We start from the raw sequence: 17,587 nt of genomic DNA on the forward strand, positions 1-17,587 counted from the left end.
GGTGGCGTAGTCTGTTTATCCACAACCCACTCTTGCCCAGCGGAGCCTCCATGATCATCGTCCATCACCTCAACAACTCACGCTCGCAACGCATCCTGTGGCTGCTTGAAGAACTCGGCCTGCCTTACGAGATCAAGCGTTACCAACGCGACCTGAAAACCAACCTGGCGCCGCCTGAACTCAAGGCCATCCACCCGTTGGGCAAATCCCCAGTGATCGAAGACGGCGGCCGGGTGCTGATCGAATCCGCCGCCATTATCGACTACCTGATCCGCCACCACGGCCAGGGCCGCCTGCAACCGGACCCTGCCAGCGCCGCCTACGACACCTACGTGCAATGGCTGCACTTTGCCGAAGGCTCGGCGATGCTGCCGCTGATGCTCAACCTCTACGTCGGCCGTTTGGGCGACGCCGGTGCGCCGCTGCACCCGCGTATTGAGTCGGAAGTGGCTAACCATCTGGGTTACCTGAATGACGAGCTGGCGGGTAAGTCCTATCTGCTGGGGGATGAGTTGAGCGGCGCGGATATCCAGATGAGCTTCATCGGCGAAATCGCCAAGGCCCAAGGCAAGCTGCAGGCCTACCCGAACCTGGCGGCGTGGGTGAAAAAATTTCAGGCGCGGCCTGCTTATCGCAAGGCGGTGGAGCAGGGTGGGGAGTATGCGTTTGCCAAATGAAGGGTTTGGCAGCGCCACGCCAGGCCCATAAACAGCGCGCCCATTGTGACCGGTGTTTACAACTGTTAACGGATTGATTGGCGCAGTCGTTATAGGCTTTGCCCTGTCCGTACAGGAGTCTTCGGTCATGAGCCTACGCGCTGTCGCCGCCACGTTGTTTGCATCCGTGCTGTTGCTGCCTTCGCCTACCGAGGCTGCGACGCCCATCACCCACGTCGCCATCTACCGGGGTCCGGCGGGCTGCGATGACTGTTCCGAGAACGTGGCGAAGGCCCTGCATCGCCTCAACCCCGACTACCAGATCGATTACGTGGGCGCGGATGAGGCCATCGACATCACACCGAAAACCCTGGTGCGCTACGACCTCTACGTGCAACCCGGCGGCGGCCAGGACATTCCCGGTGCCCTGCGCAGCCTGGGCGATGCGCGCAGCGAGGCGATCCGTGATTACGTGGCCAACGGCGGGCGCTACCTGGGCTTGTGCATGGGCGCCTACCTGGCGGATGACAGCAACCTCGGCTTGATCCCGGTGGACCTCGACGGCGAAGCCGGCCGCCCCGGCTTCGAAGTGCCCGACATCGCCGACGCCGCCGTGCAGGTCACGTGGGACGGCAAGCCTGACCAGGTGTTCTTCCAGGACGGCCCTTACTTCCCCAAGGTCGCGCCCTACACGGCCATCGCCACCTACCGCAACGGCGACGTCGCGGCCGCGCGGTACACCTTCGAGAAGGGCGTGGTGATACTGAGCGGCCCGCATCCCGAAGCCAGCGCGCAGTGGTTCGAGAATGCCGACATTGCGTTGAGCAAAATGCCGCAAGGCGACCTGTTTGGCGCGCTCATACGCCACTTCTAACCGCCCCTCCATTTCCTGTAGTGAGCGGGCTTGCCCCGCGCTGGGTGGCGCAGCCGCCCCAAACCCAGGCACCGCATTCTGTCTGAAAGAATGCGGTGTTTTTATTGGGGCGGCTGCGCCACCCAGCGCGGGGCAAGCCCGCTCACCACAGTAAGCCCGCTCACTACAACAAGCCCGCTCACCACGAGTGCGACCGCGGCTAAAACACAATGGGCGTTCAATCGCCGGGTCGATGTGTTCTTGCGCGGCGTGGAGCTTTAGTCAGCGCACCACATCCAGCGCCTGGATTTCATTCACATAGTGGGTCTGGCTCGACGTCGACTCCAGCGTCAGGGCGACGCCCAGGTCCTCGATAAACGCCCGTGAGGACGTGTAGCCGTCCTGCTCACAGGCCAGCCGGATGGCATCACCCGTCAACGACGCGAACACCTCGCGCGCCGGGAAGCGCTCGCCGACCTTACAGGTCAAGGTGGTCTCGGTCGGTTTGTCAGTGGGCTTGACCGGCACATTGGCCATCTTGAGGTGGGCACTCAAGGTCTGGCCCGGCGCCCAACGGGTCGGTAGTTTGACCTCGGCCTCGCGGGTCTGCAGCACCTGGCCTTCACCGACACCGTTCATTTTAGATTTCAGCTGGATCAGGTCCGCCACCATTAACCGGTCCACATTGAAGGCGTTGCCATAGGCCTCATTCTTGACCAGCAAACCGCCTTCGGCCTTGAACCGGATGGTGATCGGCGCCTCCTTGCCCGCGTCATTTTTTGACAGATACGTGTAATTCAGCGTCTTGAACTTGGGCTGCAACAACGGTGCATCGAGGCCCTGGAGCACAGTGGGCGGCACCGGCACATCGGCGAGATTCGTGTCGGCCACCGTGCGCGGGTAATCGACCGGCGCAATGTCCGGCCGCAGCAGCGCCACCAAGCCGGGCGTCACACCGCCCTGTACCGAACAGCTCACGCGGGAATGATTACCCTCCGGCTCCACGATCAGCACCCGCTCCACATGGCGCAGCCCCGGTGCCTTGCCTGGCATCGGCTTGATCGCCTGCCAACTGTTGCCCACCTTGAGTTCGCTGCGCGTGTATTGCCCCTCGCCTTTTTGCAGCGCACCGGGTGGGTCCAGCAGTGCCGCGAAGCGCTGGGCGACGTCATCAATGTTGCCGTCCACCGTGAAACCCCAGAAGTAATACAGGCCCAACGGGCCAAGATCGCTGACCTCATCGTTGTAGGACAGCAACTTCAAACCGGCGATGGCCGGCGCGCTCACCGGCACCGCAGTGGCCTTGGGGTCGGTGCGATCGCGCACCGCGATCCAGCTGAAGTCCTTCTCTTGCTTGAGCGGGGCGTAGGCCCGCCAGGCGTCGCGGTGGGTGTTCAGGCTGCTGAAAAAACTCGCGTCGCAGCGGGTGAAAGCCTTGAGGGTGTCGACCAGCGCGGCGTCGTCGGCGTGGGCGAGGGAAGGCAACAGCAAGGCTGCGGCGAGGGCGACGGCGGACGCGGGCAACTTCATAGCGTGGGATTTCCGTATCGAGGCGGGAGGAGGGGCATTATCCAGAGATTGTCGAGTGGGCTCTAGCGCTTATCAGTGACGACTGACTTAAGACTTGCCCCGTCGCCGCCGATAACCCGAAAGACCCCGCCAATCATGGACTGATTAAATGGCCCTTATCCTCAGCTCTGCCTCTATCCCACCTGCCAATACCGCCCTAAAGCCTTCCGGCCAAAAGCTCACGCCCGAGCCGATGACGGACGCCGCCAAGGCAGCCTTGGCCAACGCGGCCCCGGCGGCTGTCTACCACCCCAGCGAAAACACCTCGATCACCGCGCAACCCCTGGAAGTCATCGACACGTGGGTCGGCCGCTCGGCATCGCCGGACTTGCCTCGATTCGTACAACGTTACCAGGGCGCAACAAGCACGCTGAAAGCCGCAGTTGAGACCTTTCGGGCCACACTGCCGGCAGACCTGGCCAACAAAAAGTTCGGCTTCACCGTCGAGGCCAATGACACGCTGAAGGTGCTCGACACGGCGGGCCAGCTCAGCCCTTCGGACACTCAACGGCTCAGCGACCTGCTTAATCAGTCCCGCGACCTGAAGCCTGCGTCGATCCAATACCGCGAGGCGACGATCGACATGCTGGACGCCGACTCGCCCTGGTCGGGAAACCTGATGGGCTACTACAGCCTGACCCAGGAAAACTTCGCCGCCACGCTTGACCTGGCCGCACTGTTCAATCGCCCCGGCTCTTTGCCGCCCAAGGAATATTCAGCCGGGTTGTTTATAAACCAACTGGCCAACAAAGGCACAGTCGCCACACGCGAGACGGAAGCGGCGATGCTTGAGCGGCGCGGCGCGCAGCGGTTTACCGCACAGGCCTGACAACGCTGGCCGCGCGAGCCAGCCGCACACCCCAATCGCCGCCGTGCTGCACGTGGCATTCCTCTTCGGAGTCGAAGTGCACGCAGCGGTCCAACGGCACGGCGGGGACGTCAGCGTCCTGCAACGCAGTGGCGGTCAACGCGCGCATGCGCTGGTCGACGCCGCTGGCCAGGGCGTGGTCCTTGCTGGCGCGCGTGTCGAACACCCAGGTGATACGCAGGCTTTGGGGGAACGCGGTGTAGTTGACCGTATGCGTCAGCCATTCGAACCCCGGGATTTCAGCCTTGGCCGTTTCGCAGGCTTCAGTCAGCGCGGCGACCAGTTGGCGTTCAATACCGGCGATTTCACGTTTGGACAGGGCCATGTAATGCTCCGAATGCAGATCAATGGTAGGCGTTGTCGAGCTTGCGCGAGGCCGAGATGGGGTCATCTCCCGCAGCCTGTGTATCGCATCCCGCTCAATAAAAATCATAATAAAGCGCCCACTCCCCCGTGATGCGGTGCTTCCAGAACATCAAGCTCCCGCTATCCACCACATTCAGCTGGATTTTTGCGTCCGACGAAATCTGGAACACAAACTCGAACCCCTCACCGGGGTCGACACCCGATTGGCAGAACGACGGATAGCCGCCGAGCTTATGCTCATAGGTGTGGGTCACCAGGTCGTAGTAACTCTGTATCTCCCCGGCGCGTTCCAGCTTGAGTATTTCCTGCTCAAGCTCAGCAGGTACACCGCCGCCATCCCACAACGGGTAATCCTCCGGCACGGGTTCCGCCTTCAAGGGGAACGGCTTGAGAAACGCGCCCGGCACCGGCAGGGTTTTACGCACCAGCACATCGTCCGGTCCGTATTCGCGTATCAGCCAGTTATCCCCCATGGGTTCAAAATGCTCGGGGAACGGGTTCGACACAAACAGCGTCAACACCCGAACGCCCTTCAGCGCCGGGCTGTTGAAGGGCAGGGCGGGCAAGTAGAACTGCGCGTAGGGCAGCAACGGTTCCCCGGTCTTATTGGTGGGGATGCCTTCATCGGCGCGGAACAGAAAGACGTTACCCAGCCAGCTTTCTTCATCAGTGCCCGCAGGGCGAAAACCGCCGGCGATGAGTTTGAGCGCCGGGCGGGCCAGGCGTCGTTTGAGGTCTTGGATATCCATAAGGTGTGAACCTTCCTTTTGATAGCGGTACGCGACAGGGCTATGCCTGAGCTCTAAGTGCACTGATGATAAACCCATGCAGGCTGTTGACGGCCTTGGACCCGCGCGAGGCCCTACTACGTAGAATCGACACCTCCATGGGTTCGATAGCGCCCAAGCCGTGTTCGCCGCTCAAGACCTGCAAGGATGGCTGCACGGTGCATTGGGTAATCGCAGCAATCGCCAGCCCACCTTCCACGGCGGCGACCTGGCCGGCCAGGCTGGAGCTGTTGTACACCACCTTGAATTGACGGCCCTGTTGCGCCAGTGAATTCACCGCGTACCGGCGCGCCAGGCTTTCGCTTTCGTAGACGGCGATAGGCACCGGGTCTCGGCGCCACAGTTCGAACTGTGGGGAACCTACCCAGACCATCGGCTCCTTGAACAGAAAAGTCCCCGTGTGCGCCGAGTCCCTGGACACCAGCGCAAGATCGAGGTCGCCACTGCGCAAACGCGGGATCAGGGCGGTCGACTGTTCACAGGTCAGCTCGATGTCCACCCCCGCATACCGTGGCGCAAACCGTTTCAGCACTGGCGTGAGGTACTTGGCCGCGTAGTCCTCGGCAACGCCAAGGCGGATGCGCCCGGTCAACGCTTCACCGTGAAACGCCGCCTGGGTTTCGGCGTGCAGGGCAAGCATGCGGCGGGCATAGCCCAGCAACGTCTGGCCGTCGTCGGTCAGTTGAAGGTGCCGGGGGCCACGGTTCAGTAAGGGCCGGCCCAGCGCAGCCTCAAGTTTTTTCATCTGCATGCTGACGGCGGACTGCGACCGATTGACCTCATGGGCCGCACCCGAAAGCGAGCCAGCATCCACCACGGCCACAAAGCACTTGAGCCAATCGATCTGCAAATCGCTGGAGGACATGGTGGTTACCTTTATTCGTTAATCGAATGGCTGCGCCATGAATTATGCGCTTTTCACGGTAGTTGTTCATTCGCAAGATAGCGGCCAGAACCTACCCATTAAGGACCTGATCATGCCCTTCGAGACCTGGTTGCTCTACCTGTTCACCTGCTGCGGGATATCCGTGGTGCCAGGGCCGAATGCGTTACTGGTGCTGACCCACGGCGCGCTGCACGGCAGTCGCAGAACCCTGTTCACCATCAGCGGCGGCGTGCTCGGCTTTGCCCTGGTGCTTGCGCTGTGCGCGCTGGGCCTGGGGGCACTGATCCAAGCCTCGGCCAGCGCGTTCACGGCCTTGAAGATCGCCGGCGGGCTCTACCTGATCTGGCTGGGCTACGGACTGTGGCGCGCCGGCCCCGTCACCCTGGAAACGGCGGCTACCACCGGCCTGCGACGCTGGTCGCTGTTCCGCCAGGGGTTGGTCTCGGCCCTCTCAAACCCCAAGGCGCTGCTGCTGTTCACCGCGTTTATCCCACCCTTCCTGGACCCCCACAGAAACATCATCACGCAGACCGCCATCATCGCGCTGACCTACGCCGTGGTGGAGTTTGTGGTCGAATACCTGGTGGCCAGCGCCGCTCACTGGGTACGGCCATGGTTGGCTCGCACGGGGCGGCGGTTCAATAAAGTCTGCGGTGGGTTCTTCGTGTTGTTTGGGGTGGCGTTGCCGTTGCATAGCTGAGGGCGAGACGTGGCTCAGAAGTTATCGCCCCAGTTGCACAACTTGCTCTCACCCAATGGCACCCGGGTGCCCTCAGTCTTGCCGACCAACATGCGCTTAAGCGTCACCCCGCACTTATAGCGACCCGCTGCATCCAGTTCGTAATCCATCCCCGCCTCCGGCACGAAAGTGAACATGTTGTAGCAACGATTGCCGATGTAATGAAACGCGATGGGCTGCCCGGCCGGCACCCGCAGCTCACTCATCACCGTGGCATCCGAACCCCCCTCGACGGGCGCCATGCCCAAGCTTTCGCCATTGCGGTCTGCGTAGCCATCTCGATTGACCACCATCACCCCCGCGCCGGGCAGGCGGAAGTTGATGCAGTTGGAATTGGGCACGGCGCGCACCATGCCATCGCTCATCACACGCAGGCGCACGGTTTCAGCGCTGGTGGGCGTGGTGTAGGGCGTGGAGAAGGAGCGCACATCCGTCAACGCGCCGCAGCCGGTGAGGGCGGCGAGGAGGGTAAGGCAGATGAGGGGTTTGAGCGGGCGCGGGGAGTTGTTCATGGTGTCGATTCCATTCGTAAGGGGGTCGATAAGCGTGGTTAGGCAACCGAAACACGCACCCGTTGCCACTCATTCCAGCAGTCCTCGGCGACGATATCCGGATAACCCCGTTCGGTTTCCATCGCCAGCGCGGTGCTGAACGGCAGCGCAATACAGGTGGCTGCATCGCGGATTTCACACGCTTCAGCTTCGGTCAACGGCACGCCCTTTTTCGCCTCGGCGGCGGTGAGCACAGCTACAAGGGCGGGGACAAAAACCAGGCATAGCGGATCGGTGGACATCGAGTGCTTCCCTGAGTGAGCGGCGCAGAAGGCGCCAGTGTAAACGTGGGAAACCAAATTCGTCGCCTCAATCTCCCGTTTGTCCAATTCTCTGACCCCAATTCTCCCTTCCGAAGTCAGCCGGGTGATGAACCTAAAGCCTTCTGCCACTGCTTCTTTCTCAAGGGCGGAAATTTGTGGCGGCAGGTGCGTGACCTGATGAATCTCTATTTGCGGTCAATCCTCCCTGATGGGGTACGAAACCCTTCTAAGCGTAAGCGTCCGGTAATTACACATATCAACTTTGAAATGTCTGTGCGTTACCAGCGCAAGTTGACTCGCTGCCGTTCTACATTACTTTAATTAAGAATGATCGCCCGGGCCTACAACTTGCTGGCTAATGTGCAGTTCAAATCATACTGTTCAGCCATACTTACAACCCTGCGCGCGCTTATCGCCACTGAGCCCTCTTGTGTCCATAGGAATGGATAGAAAGACACGCATTGATCACCGCTCACACGCTGGATGTCGTCGTGCCAGGATTCCCAACGCAGGCCCTCATAGAAGGCCGCCGTACGATTGCTCACAGCCCATTCCAAGAAGGCGGTATAACCGATGCCCAATGGCTCCCAAAGCAGGTTGTCGGGCGCCCAGTAATACACCGCTCCCACATCATCACCCAAGCCGCCGCCGTTGATGGAAAAGCATCCACCTGCGGCGTCATCTGCCACCAGCAGATGCCCTTGCGCACGTCCCTCGCTCCATCCCGGCAGGGTTCTTGTGAGTTTTTGATGACCTGAACCAAGAATACGAAGCCAGCCATGATCAATCAGTATCCCGCCAGTCTCAAATGCTATAGCGCCCAAAGTCGACTTGGTCGTTACCTGTAGCTGTAGGAGGACGCTGGTGTTTTGAGGGGAGGGGGGAAGCAAGTCGTAGGGGCGGTCGGCCTGCTCCAGCATCTCCCGTACGTAGATCATGGCTGGATCATTAATTTCAACCAAATCTTCTATGCATTTCATTAGCCAATCCTTGATAGCAAGAACTCTAAGTTAGACGGGGACCCACTGATGCGGCAACAACTGTTCGATCTCGCTAGCCCGTTGCGTCGGCAGCCGTATCAGCACTTCTCTGAGATAGGCAGACGGATCATGCCTATTCACGAGCATGAAATAGGGGTCAGACCACCATTATTGAAAACGTGGTCTGACCCCAATTCTCCTCCTGATGCAGTTCTATCGTGCCAGCCTGCATGCCTACGACGGCGACCGCGCCGCCTGGGGCCGGGATATCCAGGCGATGTTGAAACAAGACAGCGCCAACCCGTACTACCGCTGGTTTGTTGGCCAATAGCCAGCACTGAAACGAGGACAGATTCGCGCCAAACAGGTAAGGTGCGCCCCATTGCATCGCCCGCCAGGAGGGCGGTGCCGTTGTTCATGGAGTTGCGCCGCACATGAGTTGCTGGAACATCCTCGGCCTGCCTTCCGATGCCGACACCCGCACGATCAAACGTCAATACGCCGCCCTGCTGAAGAAAACCCGCCCGGATGACGACCCCGAGGGCTTTCAACGCCTGCGGGAAGCCTATGAAGAGGCGTTGAACTGGATGGAATGGCAGCGGGAAGATGATCAGCCTACGGTCGTGGAGCCGGTGCCCACTGCCGTCACGGTCGAGACCCTGCAACAGCAGTATCAGCAAGCCCTGGCAACCGGCACCGGGCTGATGTTTGAAGTCACGCTGCTGCAACGCATTGTCGACACCCACGACGTCAGCCTCGAGGACCGCCAATGGGCCTTTGAAACCTTCCATTGGCTGACCGCCTGGCAACGCCTGGAACTGCCCGACGTGCTGATTGAAGCCCTGGAGATGCACAGCAAGGCGGCCCTGCAAAAATCCCTGCGCCTGCCCCTGGAACAGCAGGATGAGGCCGGCTTCCTGGCCGCCTATGAGGCGCGCTTGCGTGAGCCCTGGATTGACAAGACACCCCACGCACAGTGGTTAAACACGTGGCTGGCCAAGCTGCTGCTGGACACCCGCTACTGGTCTCCGAACGTGTTTGAAGCCGTGTGCGCCGGCCAGGGCTGGCACGGTGGCAGCGACCATACCTGCCCGCCCGACGATTGGCCGCAGTTGCTGCGGCGCCAGCAAAGCCCGCAGTTTATCGCCCGGCAACGCGAGCTGGCGGCGGAGCCTCCCGGCACCCCGCAGCAACGCGCCGCCCGCCTGCTGCTGGCACCCATGACTCTGGGGCAACGCCGCGCCTTCGCCCAACGCCTGGACGCAGACGACTGGGCCGCCTGCCAACGACTCAGCGCCGACATCTATGCCGACCACCCCACGGTAGCAGCCTCGATGCCAGGCGGCACGCCCTACTTCTGGCAAGGCTGGGAACGTACGTTCGACAGTTGGCCGCTGGTGCTGGCAACCGTCGTGGGCTGCATGGTGGGCGCCCTGATACACGCCGATTCCCTGGCCGGCAACCTGGTGAGAACCGTTGGCGTCGGCCTGTTGTGGTCGATCCCCATCGTGATGGGCGGCTTTGTAGGGTGGCATGTATGGCGCCCGCTGGCCCACCAGTATCGCGTGCTGGATGATCGCCTGGGCGCCATGCTTCCCCGGTGGTTGAGCCCGACACGTCTGCCCCTGTTACCGTTGCGCGACCTGCTGCCAGGCGCGGTGATGATGGCAGCGGCCGGTTATAAAATCGGCCCGGCGGCCAGCGTGACGCTGCTGCTCGTGCTGGCTGCCATTGGCCTGTTCAAGCGGCACACCCTGAAAACCCACACCCCGTGGAAGGCCGACAACGCCCAATGGTCAACCCGCGCGATCGCCCTGGGAATCGCCATCTGCGTTGTGCTGTACAGCGGATTGAAGGCATTCGACAGCCAACACCAGGTCAATCCCAACCAGGGCTTGCAGCAATGGACCGAACGCCTGTGCAGCCGACTGCCGGCCACCGCCCGGGAGTGCCACGCCCCCGCCACCGAGGCGCAATGGTACGGCCAGGAGGCCAAACGATGAATCCGAAATGGTTGGTGCCCATCGCCCTGACACTGGGCCTGGGCTTGCTCGGCCTGGCAGGGGCCAGCAAGCAGGTGGCGCAAGTGCAACTCTGGCTGGACAAGCGCCATGGCCCCGAAACCGCCAAGGCCAGCGCCCTGGCGCCGATCATCGACTGCATGAACCGCGTCGACCGGGACTGGCGCCTGTTCTATTACGGCTACACCCATCAGGAATGGTACAGGCCTTCGATTTTCGACGAGCAGACCTATGAGTCCCTCGTGCAGATGGACCGGATCCTCAAGGAGTTCGGCGACCACGACGAAGCCCTGGGCCGCGACCTGCAAAACGATATCTGTGCCCAGCGCATCACCGGCAAACTGGAGCGCCTGGAGCCCAATAGCCCATTGATCAATGCTGCCGGACGCTACGTGCTGGCCTTGCAGGACGTCACGCCGCTGACCAACTCGTTCGACTTCTACCAGCGGCTTGGCATGGCGCGCTTTCAACCGCCCCAAGGGCAAGTCGCCCAGGCCATGGCCATCAAGGGCGATGCCTATATGGCCGCCTCCACCGAGCTGCGCAAGCGCCTGGAACGCGAGGACGTGCGCCTGCGCCCCGGGCAGTTGGCGCTGCTGCAGGCGCGCTTTGGCCAGGACACCCACTGGCACCTGCTCAACTACATGATTGCCGCACGAACAGCGGTGGACGAACTGGAGCAAGGGGTTTACCTCGCCACACTGACTCCGCAAACCCTCGCGCCATTGATCGACGCGGTGCAACAGGCGAGCGCCCACGGCAAGGCGTATGTGCGCCTGCACCCCGGCACACCGCGGGACGAATTTGCCAACTACCTCTGGTACACCATCACGCCGTCGTCGGACGCGTACCTGCAAGCGTTGCAAACCCTTCAGCAGCACTGGCAGGAACATGCGACGCCGCAGCAGCTGAGTGACGACTATGCCCTCATCACCCACCGCTACGACGTCTTGCTCAGCTTCTACAACAAGCCGGCCCGTAGTACGTTTTGAGGCTTAGCCCTTTTTAAGCTTCAGGTACGACTGATGCAGGTCCGAAGCCTAGCCGTCGATGACGCTCTTCACGTCATCGGCCTTCATTACCTGGGAGTCGTTCGACAACGGCTTGCCGGTGCCTTTGCGCACGACCTGGGCGACTACTTTGCCGCTGTCGCCATCGAGTAACTGGCTTCGGTACCCAGGGTAGTTTCCTGGTCACGAATCCCAGTGCCAGTGCTGACCGCTGCAGCCATCAACGCCACGGGAATGTACTCATACGGATTGGGTGGGAGCTGACATTCCTCAGCACGGAGAGCTAGAAGGCGGAGTTCGTTCCTTCAAGCACGGCTATGGCTGCGCGGTTAGCCTCCCCACCGGTACAGTAGACTTTGACTTTGGGGCTTATGGTGAGATCGGTGGCTTCGACGCTTGGCGACTTGCTAGTTTCGCAGGCGACAAGTTGTCGGAATACGGTTTTGCTGATGAGGATGCACTCACAGAGTACTTCAAAGCAGAAGCTGCTGCCGGTTCTCTCGTGTATTCCGGGTAGATTCTCTAATACGTAGCAGACGACACCTCACAATTTCTGTCGAAATAGTCCGTTCTATCCGTGCATTAAGTTCTCAGTACAAGGCGCCTACCTGGATCTGCCAATTTCGGTCACCTACCACCGCCAGGTTTGGCCGATTAATGCCCGTTCCGACAGGCAGAAATCGGCCAGAAGCAGCCACTCGGCCCACGGCACCAAACGGTCCAATGAGCTCAAAGGTGAGGATGGAATCTCGGTTGAGAAGGCCAATTAGCTCGGCGATCAGACACTGGCTGCTCGAAAGCACATCACTACCCAGCATTGAGAAGGCATACTGCCACTCTGAGAAACTGCTTGGATGGCTAAGAGGGCTTACCAGCCATGCCGAAACGCTTAAGAATGTAATTAGCCCAGAGGCGCAAGCGGCCCGACAGGCAGCTTTAGATACTTTAAAACGTATCTCTGACCTCTAAATGGTGCGGGTATATGAAAAAGACATTTCGTCAAATAGATGAGAGTAATGGGTTTAAGTGGGAAGTTGAGCCTGATCCTGATGAGTCTGCGCTTGAGTCGTGGCACAGGTCGATTCTGGACACTCCGATAACTGAGCTCGATATCGGCGACCTTTGCAGATCGGTCAGGCAAGATATGTATACGTCGGAATTATTGCCTATCGTGGTTCGCGAGTTGGATAAGGAAGTGCTGGTAGGATTTCTGGATGACGCCGAGTTGCTAAAAGGAACCTCAAAATTATCGGAGGCAGTCTGGGCGAAAAATTTACTGCTGACGCAAAGAATGTTGAATATTCTGAGGCGAGATAAAGAGCTTATTGCTGTGGAGCCTCGCGCTGTCGAATATGCTCAGGCTCTAGAGAGGAAACTGCTGGCAGCGCTTAATGGTAAATGACATAAGAAGGAAAAGGGGAAAGGGGGACGGATTTGAATGGCACTTACTTAACAGCTAACAGGCTGATCTGATTACAAAAAAAATGAAAAAAGGCCGCCCTCGGTCTACGGTGATAGTTGCGAAAAGGTCAGTGACATAAAGGACTATACACAGCCGCATCTGCGCAATTGTATGACCGATATTCCATCCATCCCGACGCAGAGCAGCAGGGAATTTATCTTGTGATCTGGTTCGGCGGCGATGAACTGGTCGCAAACAAAAAATACAACCTTAAACTCCGCTTCGGAACTGAAGGCCAGCATCGAAGAGACGCTCCCGCCTGAGCTAGTTGGGCTAATTGATGTGTTGGTCTTGGACGTTTCCGAGTCCTAAAGTTATGCCTGAAACGCAGAGACGAAGACTATATGCGACAAGCCCAGGTGATTCGAAAAATAGCACTCTGAGTCGTCCAGATTTTTTATACGCTTGGTGCAGTGACAACGCCCGCTAATAGGCCGGTAGCGTGCGTTTCCAAACGTCCGCTTATGGCCGAGAGTAGCCATTCATGAAAGGCCGTTTTGAGACCATTGAAAAGGGGACGAAACGATTCTTCATGGATCAATCCGTCCTCCTTTTTTCGTACTACGACTCAGCGACTGATCCGCCTCGCCTTCTGGATAGCTATGATCAGCCAGCGGAGGGGGCCTCACGATCAAGGAGCTTGGCTGTGAGTAACACGCCCAATTCACTCAGTTGGTGAATTGCCAGCGCGATGTCACGCTGTCTGCCACTCAGGCCCTCGGAGAGGTCGAGCAGAAGGGTGCTGACCGAGGCGAAGGTCTCGTAGCTATTGGTAACGAGGGTTTCATTGCTGGCGTCTGGAGCAACGCAGAAAAGCGCGGTTGAATCCGGTATGACCTTAGACATAAAAGATATCCTGGCTTATGCCACCACCTCCCCGCTACTAAACGAGTGGGTGGCAGCTGTACGCAGGTTAGTAGACCGGTGGATATCTAAAGCCGGCGCGTCCGAGGACGCCCTGCGCACAGCCGCCATCAAGCACAGACGCGATGTCTGACTGATGAAGCTCATGCACATTTAGATAACCGATCCGGGCTACTAAACCCGATCACCGAGAAATTCAGCGACCGCGCCACCTTAGATTCGACCACCCCAGCGCACAAGCCGGCGGATTCTGACGCACGCGTAGGCAATCGGGCAACCCACTCCCCAGTTTTGGGAATTGTCCTAGGACACCGCCCTCACACTGTCACCACCACCTTCCCAACCTGCTGGTTCGCCTCCAAAAACCGATGCGCCTCCTGCACTTCATCCAACCCAAACGTCTTCGCAATCACCGGCGACAACGCCCCCGACGCCAGCCCCTCTAAAATAAACGCCTTGGCCCGTGCCAACACCACCGGGTCAGCCACGATCTCGGCGTAGAGATACCCCTTGAGCGTCAAACATTTGCCCAGCACGGTAAACAATGGAAACGGTGTCGGCTCCGAGCTCAGCGCGCCGTACTCCAGCAATATCCCGCCCCTGGCCATGCTCTGGGTGAGCGCTTCAAAGCCCGGCCCGCCGATGGGGTCGAACACCACGCGGGCGCCTTGGCCGTCGGTCAATTGCATCACGCGTTCGACCAGGTCCTCTTCATCGCTGACGATGACATGGGTCGCGCCGGCATCCAGCAGCGCTTGTTTTTTTGCGCGGGTGCGGGTCACTGCGATGGCGGTGGCGCCGACGCTGCGGGCGATCTGGAAGGCGGCCAGGCCGACGCTGCTGGAGGCGGCGGTCACCAACACTACGTCGCCCTGGGTGAGTTTGGCCTGTTCCACCAGCGCGCCCCAGGCGGTGACGTATTGCATCCAGGACGCGGCGGCTTGCACGAAGCTGAGGGTTTGCGGGTGTTTGACGGTGAGGTGGGCGGGCACGTTGGCCACTTCGCCGTAGGTGCCCCAGCGGGCGATGTCCAGCGGTGGGATGACGCTGACGGCGTCGCCCACTTGAATGTCGGTGACATCGGCGCCGACCGCGACCACCACGCCGGCGGCTTCGTAGCCCAGGCGGCTGGGGAATTCGGCTTCCTGCAGGTAGGCGTGGTTGCGGAACATCACTTCGGCGCGGTTGAGGCCGAAGGCTTTGACGTCGATTTGCACTTCATCGGCGGCGGGGGCGGGGACGTCCACGTCTTCCAGTTTCAAGACGCTGGCGTCGCCGTAGGCGTGAATCCTGACTATGCGTGCCATGAATGTTGACCTCCGTATTGATCCATGAGGCGTTCAATGTAGGCCGGGGACGGTGTGAGATAAAGCAGAACGTCTTGCCCGTGTATCAAGCCTTGGCCGACCTGCGCGACTCCAGTCCTTCAAATACCCACATTCCCACCCCCATCGCCAGCACGAACACCCCCACCTGCCATTGCCCCGTCAGCAACAATGCCACCGCAGGCCCCGGACACAACCCGGCGATCCCCCAGCCAACCCCGAACACCACGCTGCCGAGCACCAGCCGCCGGTCGATTGTGCGGTGGGTCGGCATCTGCATCGGCGCGCCCAGTAACGAGGTGCGTCGGAGCCTGGCGAAGTAGAAGAACACGCTGCTGACCACGAGCGCACCGAGCATGACGAGCGCCAGGGAAGGGTCCCATTCACCGGCCAGGTCGAGAAACCCCAGCACCTTTGCCGGGTTGGTCATGCCGCTGAGGTACAGCCCCAGGCCAAAGATCAGGCCGGCGATTAATGCGGTCAGTTTGCGCATGCTCAGGCTCCTATCAGGTGGCGAGTCACGTAGACAGCGACAAACCCGCTGCCCATGAAGCAACCCACTGCCACCAGCGAGCGCAACGACAAGCGCGACAGCCCGCAGATCCCATGCCCGCTGGTACACCCGGCGCCGTAGCGTGTGCCGATGCCGACCAGCAGCCCCGCCAGTACCAACGCAGCGCCACCGGCCGGGACCGACACGCTGGGCAGGGTGCCGAACAGTGACCAGAGCCAGGGCGAGGCGAGCAGGCCGAGCAGGAACAGGCCTTTTTCAGCGCGCCCTTCGCCATGTTTGGCCAGCAGGCTGCCGAGCAGGCCGCTGATGCCGGCGATGCGGCCGTTGAGCAGGATGAACAGGCCGGCGCTGAGGCCGATCAGTGCGCCGCCGAGCAGGGAGGCCCAGGGGGTGAAGTCGGGAGATAGGGTCATGGTGCGGGGCCTGCGCGGCGGGTGGGGGATCAAGCTTATCGATATCACGGTTTTGTGGGGAGGGTCATGAAACAAATGGGCGCGCTCACGTATCATCCGGGGCCACGCACGCACATCAGGAGAGCGGCATGTGGATTGGCCATCGGTTCGAGCGAACGGAGCAGGATGATTTGCTCATCCACTCGCACAACCCTGTGCAGAGTGCTGTCGTGTGGTGGGTAGGCGGGCTGGCCTTGAGCGTGCCGGTGGTGTTCGTGGTGTGCGGGATCATCGAGGGCTATTTGCCGCTGGTGGGCCTGCACCCGCTGTCCTCGCTGCTGATCGTGCTCGCGTTGCTGCTGATGCCGGCCATGGGGCTGTTCCTGATGGTGTACACCGGCATTCGCGAGACCTTGCGTTTGTCGCGACACGACGGGGAGGGGCAACGCCTGACCCGCAATGCCTTTGGGCGCCGCGAGCGGGTGCGTCAGGCGTTTCGACTCGATCACCCACACGCCCTCGAACTGCGCCGCCGCCCACAGGCGAAGCCGATCTACACCCAGCTGTGGTTGGTGATGCGCGATGGCACCGAGCACCGCTTGACCCCCGACAATGTTCCGGTGGTACCGGGCAGCCCGCGCACCGAGCGGTGGCTGGCGGAATTGGCCGGCTACCTGAACATGGCGGTGCCAACCGACGTGATCGATGCGTCGGCACCGCGCAAGCTGCCCTATCGGCCTGCGCCATCGCCGGCCAAGGCCGCCCGCGCGCAAAAAGGAAAAGAGCCTGCGCTTTCAGCGGAGTCGACCGAGGCTGTCGGCATGCCCGCACGCGGTCTGCTGGGCCTGCTGGGTGCGTTTTTGGCGGTGTTGGAGTTGTCGCAGCTCTTCGCACTGGTGCCCGCGCTGTTCACGGGTCGGCTGCGGGTCAGTGGTTTTCGATCCCGTGCAACGACCTTCGATTGGGCGGAGCAACCCGTCACCTTTTCATTCAACCTGCTTATCGGCGTGGTCGAGGTGGTGATCGTGGGCTATATCGCTTGGGCATGCCTGCGCATCGCTTTTCAAGGCCGGTTCAAGTCGGCGCCCTGAGCGCAGGTTAATCAAAAGCCGCCCCTTTCTGTTCCAGCCGGTCTACCATGCCACCCCCGGCAGTGGTTCCACGCGCTACCGATCTCTCTCTTTTAAGGTATCGCCCATGTCCATCGACCAGATCAGCCTGCCCAAAGGCGTAGGCCCCCACGCCACCAAGCTTTTCGACGCCATCACCGGCGCCGCCACGCCTGAAGAACTCAACCGTGCCGGCGGTAAAGCCGAGGGTTTTGTGCTGGGTCTTGAGTCGACCAAGGCCATCAAAAGCCAGGTCGCCGAGTCGTTGTATGTGGTTTACGATGACGCGGCGACTCACCGTGCGGGTGAGTTGAAGGCTTGATCATCGGTCGGTCCTCCTGGTGGTGAGGGCGCTTGTTCCCGGTGGGCTG

At 60.7% G+C, this 17,587-nt stretch carries 22 protein-coding genes and 2 pseudogenes; 11 read left to right on the top strand and 13 right to left on the bottom strand.

All coding sequences use genetic code 11. The features are described 5' to 3' along the window. The first annotated feature begins 50 nt into the window (after nucleotides 1-50). Together QCBJ_RS28880 and QCBJ_RS28885 are read left to right on the top strand one after the other, a co-directional pair. The gene (locus QCBJ_RS28880) at nucleotides 51-677 is read left to right on the top strand and encodes a glutathione S-transferase family protein (RefSeq protein ID WP_046036594.1); all 627 of its coding nucleotides are present in this window, start codon (nucleotides 51-53) and stop codon (nucleotides 675-677) included. A 127-nt stretch (nucleotides 678-804) separates the two neighbouring features. After that, entirely contained in the window at nucleotides 805-1,530 is a 726-nt protein-coding gene (locus tag QCBJ_RS28885) for a BPL-N domain-containing protein (RefSeq protein ID WP_102062100.1), read from the top strand. A gap of 261 nt (nucleotides 1,531-1,791) precedes the next feature. Here the strand turns inward: QCBJ_RS28885 and QCBJ_RS28890 are convergent, their stop codons facing one another. Continuing rightward, a complete protein-coding gene (locus tag QCBJ_RS28890) occupies nucleotides 1,792-3,039 on the bottom strand; it encodes a hypothetical protein (RefSeq protein WP_102062101.1) in 1,248 nt (415 codons plus the stop codon). 148 nt (nucleotides 3,040-3,187) lie between these two features. Here QCBJ_RS28890 and QCBJ_RS28895 point away from each other — a divergent pair, with 148 nt between their 5' ends. After that, nucleotides 3,188-3,907, top strand: a complete 720-nt coding sequence (locus tag QCBJ_RS28895) for a hypothetical protein (protein WP_102062102.1) — start codon at nucleotides 3,188-3,190, stop codon at nucleotides 3,905-3,907. Here the strand turns inward: QCBJ_RS28895 and QCBJ_RS28900 are convergent. The 3 genes from QCBJ_RS28900 to QCBJ_RS28910 form a co-directional block, all read right to left on the bottom strand. After that, nucleotides 3,891-4,271, bottom strand: coding sequence for a hypothetical protein (locus QCBJ_RS28900; RefSeq protein ID WP_015885026.1), 381 nt, complete (start codon nucleotides 4,269-4,271; stop codon nucleotides 3,891-3,893). The two genes, QCBJ_RS28895 and QCBJ_RS28900, sit on opposite strands and share 17 nt — an antisense overlap. A 94-nt stretch (nucleotides 4,272-4,365) precedes the next feature. Beyond that, entirely contained in the window at nucleotides 4,366-5,061 is a 696-nt protein-coding gene (locus QCBJ_RS28905) for a DUF1963 domain-containing protein (RefSeq protein WP_046036599.1), read from the bottom strand. Between the two features lie 40 nt (nucleotides 5,062-5,101). Continuing rightward, nucleotides 5,102-5,965, bottom strand: a complete 864-nt coding sequence (locus QCBJ_RS28910; protein ID WP_102062103.1) for a LysR family transcriptional regulator — start codon at nucleotides 5,963-5,965, stop codon at nucleotides 5,102-5,104. A gap of 112 nt (nucleotides 5,966-6,077) precedes the next feature. On the opposite strand from QCBJ_RS28910, the gene QCBJ_RS28915 reads away from it, so the two are divergent. Beyond that, entirely contained in the window at nucleotides 6,078-6,686 is a 609-nt protein-coding gene (locus tag QCBJ_RS28915; RefSeq protein WP_102062104.1) for a LysE family translocator, read from the top strand. A gap of 14 nt (nucleotides 6,687-6,700) precedes the next feature. Here QCBJ_RS28915 and QCBJ_RS28920 read toward each other — a convergent pair whose 3' ends face one another. The 4 genes and pseudogenes from QCBJ_RS28920 to QCBJ_RS28940 all read right to left on the bottom strand — a co-directional run. Then, nucleotides 6,701-7,237: a hypothetical protein gene (locus QCBJ_RS28920; RefSeq protein WP_256581573.1), complete on the bottom strand. Its 537-nt coding sequence runs from the start codon at nucleotides 7,235-7,237 to the stop codon at nucleotides 6,701-6,703. Nucleotides 7,238-7,275: 38 nt separating this feature from the next. Next, entirely contained in the window at nucleotides 7,276-7,518 is a 243-nt protein-coding gene (locus QCBJ_RS28925) for a hypothetical protein (RefSeq protein WP_015885021.1), read from the bottom strand. Between the two features lie 362 nt (nucleotides 7,519-7,880). After that, nucleotides 7,881-8,519: a DUF2625 domain-containing protein gene (locus QCBJ_RS28935; protein ID WP_102062106.1), complete on the bottom strand. Its 639-nt coding sequence runs from the start codon at nucleotides 8,517-8,519 to the stop codon at nucleotides 7,881-7,883. Between the two features lie 30 nt (nucleotides 8,520-8,549). Next, nucleotides 8,550-8,660, bottom strand: a pseudogene (locus QCBJ_RS28940) (transposase domain-containing protein); the annotation flags it as partial. Nucleotides 8,661-8,724: 64 nt separating this feature from the next. Between QCBJ_RS28940 and QCBJ_RS30530 the strand changes: the two are divergent. The 3 genes from QCBJ_RS30530 (at nucleotide 8,725) to QCBJ_RS28950 (ending at nucleotide 11,532) form a co-directional block, all read left to right on the top strand. Then, entirely contained in the window at nucleotides 8,725-8,850 is a 126-nt protein-coding gene (locus QCBJ_RS30530; protein WP_256581574.1) for a hypothetical protein, read from the top strand. Nucleotides 8,851-8,953: 103 nt separating this feature from the next. Then, entirely contained in the window at nucleotides 8,954-10,522 is a 1,569-nt protein-coding gene (locus QCBJ_RS28945; protein ID WP_102062107.1) for a J domain-containing protein, read from the top strand. Next, nucleotides 10,519-11,532, top strand: coding sequence for a DUF3829 domain-containing protein (locus QCBJ_RS28950; RefSeq protein WP_102062108.1), 1,014 nt, complete (start codon nucleotides 10,519-10,521; stop codon nucleotides 11,530-11,532). Before QCBJ_RS28945 ends, QCBJ_RS28950 begins: the two co-directional genes overlap by 4 nt. 48 nt (nucleotides 11,533-11,580) lie before the next feature. Here QCBJ_RS28950 and QCBJ_RS28955 read toward each other — a convergent pair. Then, nucleotides 11,581-11,798, bottom strand: a pseudogene (locus QCBJ_RS28955) (DUF3313 family protein); the annotation flags it as partial. A 5-nt stretch (nucleotides 11,799-11,803) separates the two neighbouring features. Between QCBJ_RS28955 and QCBJ_RS30890 the strand changes: the two are divergent. Beyond that, nucleotides 11,804-12,067 (top strand): hypothetical protein, encoded by a 264-nt coding sequence (locus QCBJ_RS30890; protein WP_371916692.1) that lies wholly within the window; start codon nucleotides 11,804-11,806, stop codon nucleotides 12,065-12,067. Between the two features lie 465 nt (nucleotides 12,068-12,532). Next, the gene (locus QCBJ_RS28965) at nucleotides 12,533-12,952 is read left to right on the top strand and encodes a contact-dependent growth inhibition system immunity protein (RefSeq protein WP_102062109.1); all 420 of its coding nucleotides are present in this window, start codon (nucleotides 12,533-12,535) and stop codon (nucleotides 12,950-12,952) included. 666 nt (nucleotides 12,953-13,618) lie between these two features. Here the strand turns inward: QCBJ_RS28965 and QCBJ_RS28975 are convergent. The 4 genes from QCBJ_RS28975 to QCBJ_RS28990 all read right to left on the bottom strand — a co-directional run bounded on the left by QCBJ_RS28975 (nucleotide 13,619) and on the right by QCBJ_RS28990 (nucleotide 16,128). Then, nucleotides 13,619-13,858, bottom strand: a complete 240-nt coding sequence (locus QCBJ_RS28975; RefSeq protein WP_102062110.1) for a DUF6124 family protein — start codon at nucleotides 13,856-13,858, stop codon at nucleotides 13,619-13,621. A 335-nt stretch (nucleotides 13,859-14,193) separates the two neighbouring features. Next, nucleotides 14,194-15,183, bottom strand: coding sequence for a zinc-dependent alcohol dehydrogenase family protein (locus QCBJ_RS28980; RefSeq protein ID WP_102062111.1), 990 nt, complete (start codon nucleotides 15,181-15,183; stop codon nucleotides 14,194-14,196). Between the two features lie 85 nt (nucleotides 15,184-15,268). Next, nucleotides 15,269-15,694 (bottom strand): DUF6691 family protein, encoded by a 426-nt coding sequence (locus tag QCBJ_RS28985; protein WP_102062112.1) that lies wholly within the window; start codon nucleotides 15,692-15,694, stop codon nucleotides 15,269-15,271. A gap of 2 nt (nucleotides 15,695-15,696) precedes the next feature. Beyond that, nucleotides 15,697-16,128 carry a YeeE/YedE family protein gene (locus QCBJ_RS28990; RefSeq protein WP_102062113.1) on the bottom strand — a complete coding sequence of 144 codons (432 nt, stop codon included), beginning with the start codon at nucleotides 16,126-16,128 and terminating at the stop codon, nucleotides 15,697-15,699. 128 nt (nucleotides 16,129-16,256) lie between these two features. On the opposite strand from QCBJ_RS28990, the gene QCBJ_RS28995 reads away from it, so the two are divergent. Together QCBJ_RS28995 and QCBJ_RS29000 are read left to right on the top strand one after the other, a co-directional pair. Continuing rightward, nucleotides 16,257-17,198, top strand: a complete 942-nt coding sequence (locus QCBJ_RS28995; protein WP_102062114.1) for a hypothetical protein — start codon at nucleotides 16,257-16,259, stop codon at nucleotides 17,196-17,198. Nucleotides 17,199-17,304: 106 nt separating this feature from the next. Next, nucleotides 17,305-17,538: a hypothetical protein gene (locus QCBJ_RS29000; RefSeq protein ID WP_046036616.1), complete on the top strand. Its 234-nt coding sequence runs from the start codon at nucleotides 17,305-17,307 to the stop codon at nucleotides 17,536-17,538. The last annotated feature ends 49 nt before the right edge of the window (nucleotides 17,539-17,587 follow it).

It is taken from the genome of Pseudomonas sp. QC2, assembly GCF_002859085.1.
GTDB classification, from domain to species: Bacteria; Pseudomonadota; Gammaproteobacteria; order Pseudomonadales; family Pseudomonadaceae; genus Aquipseudomonas; species Aquipseudomonas petroselini.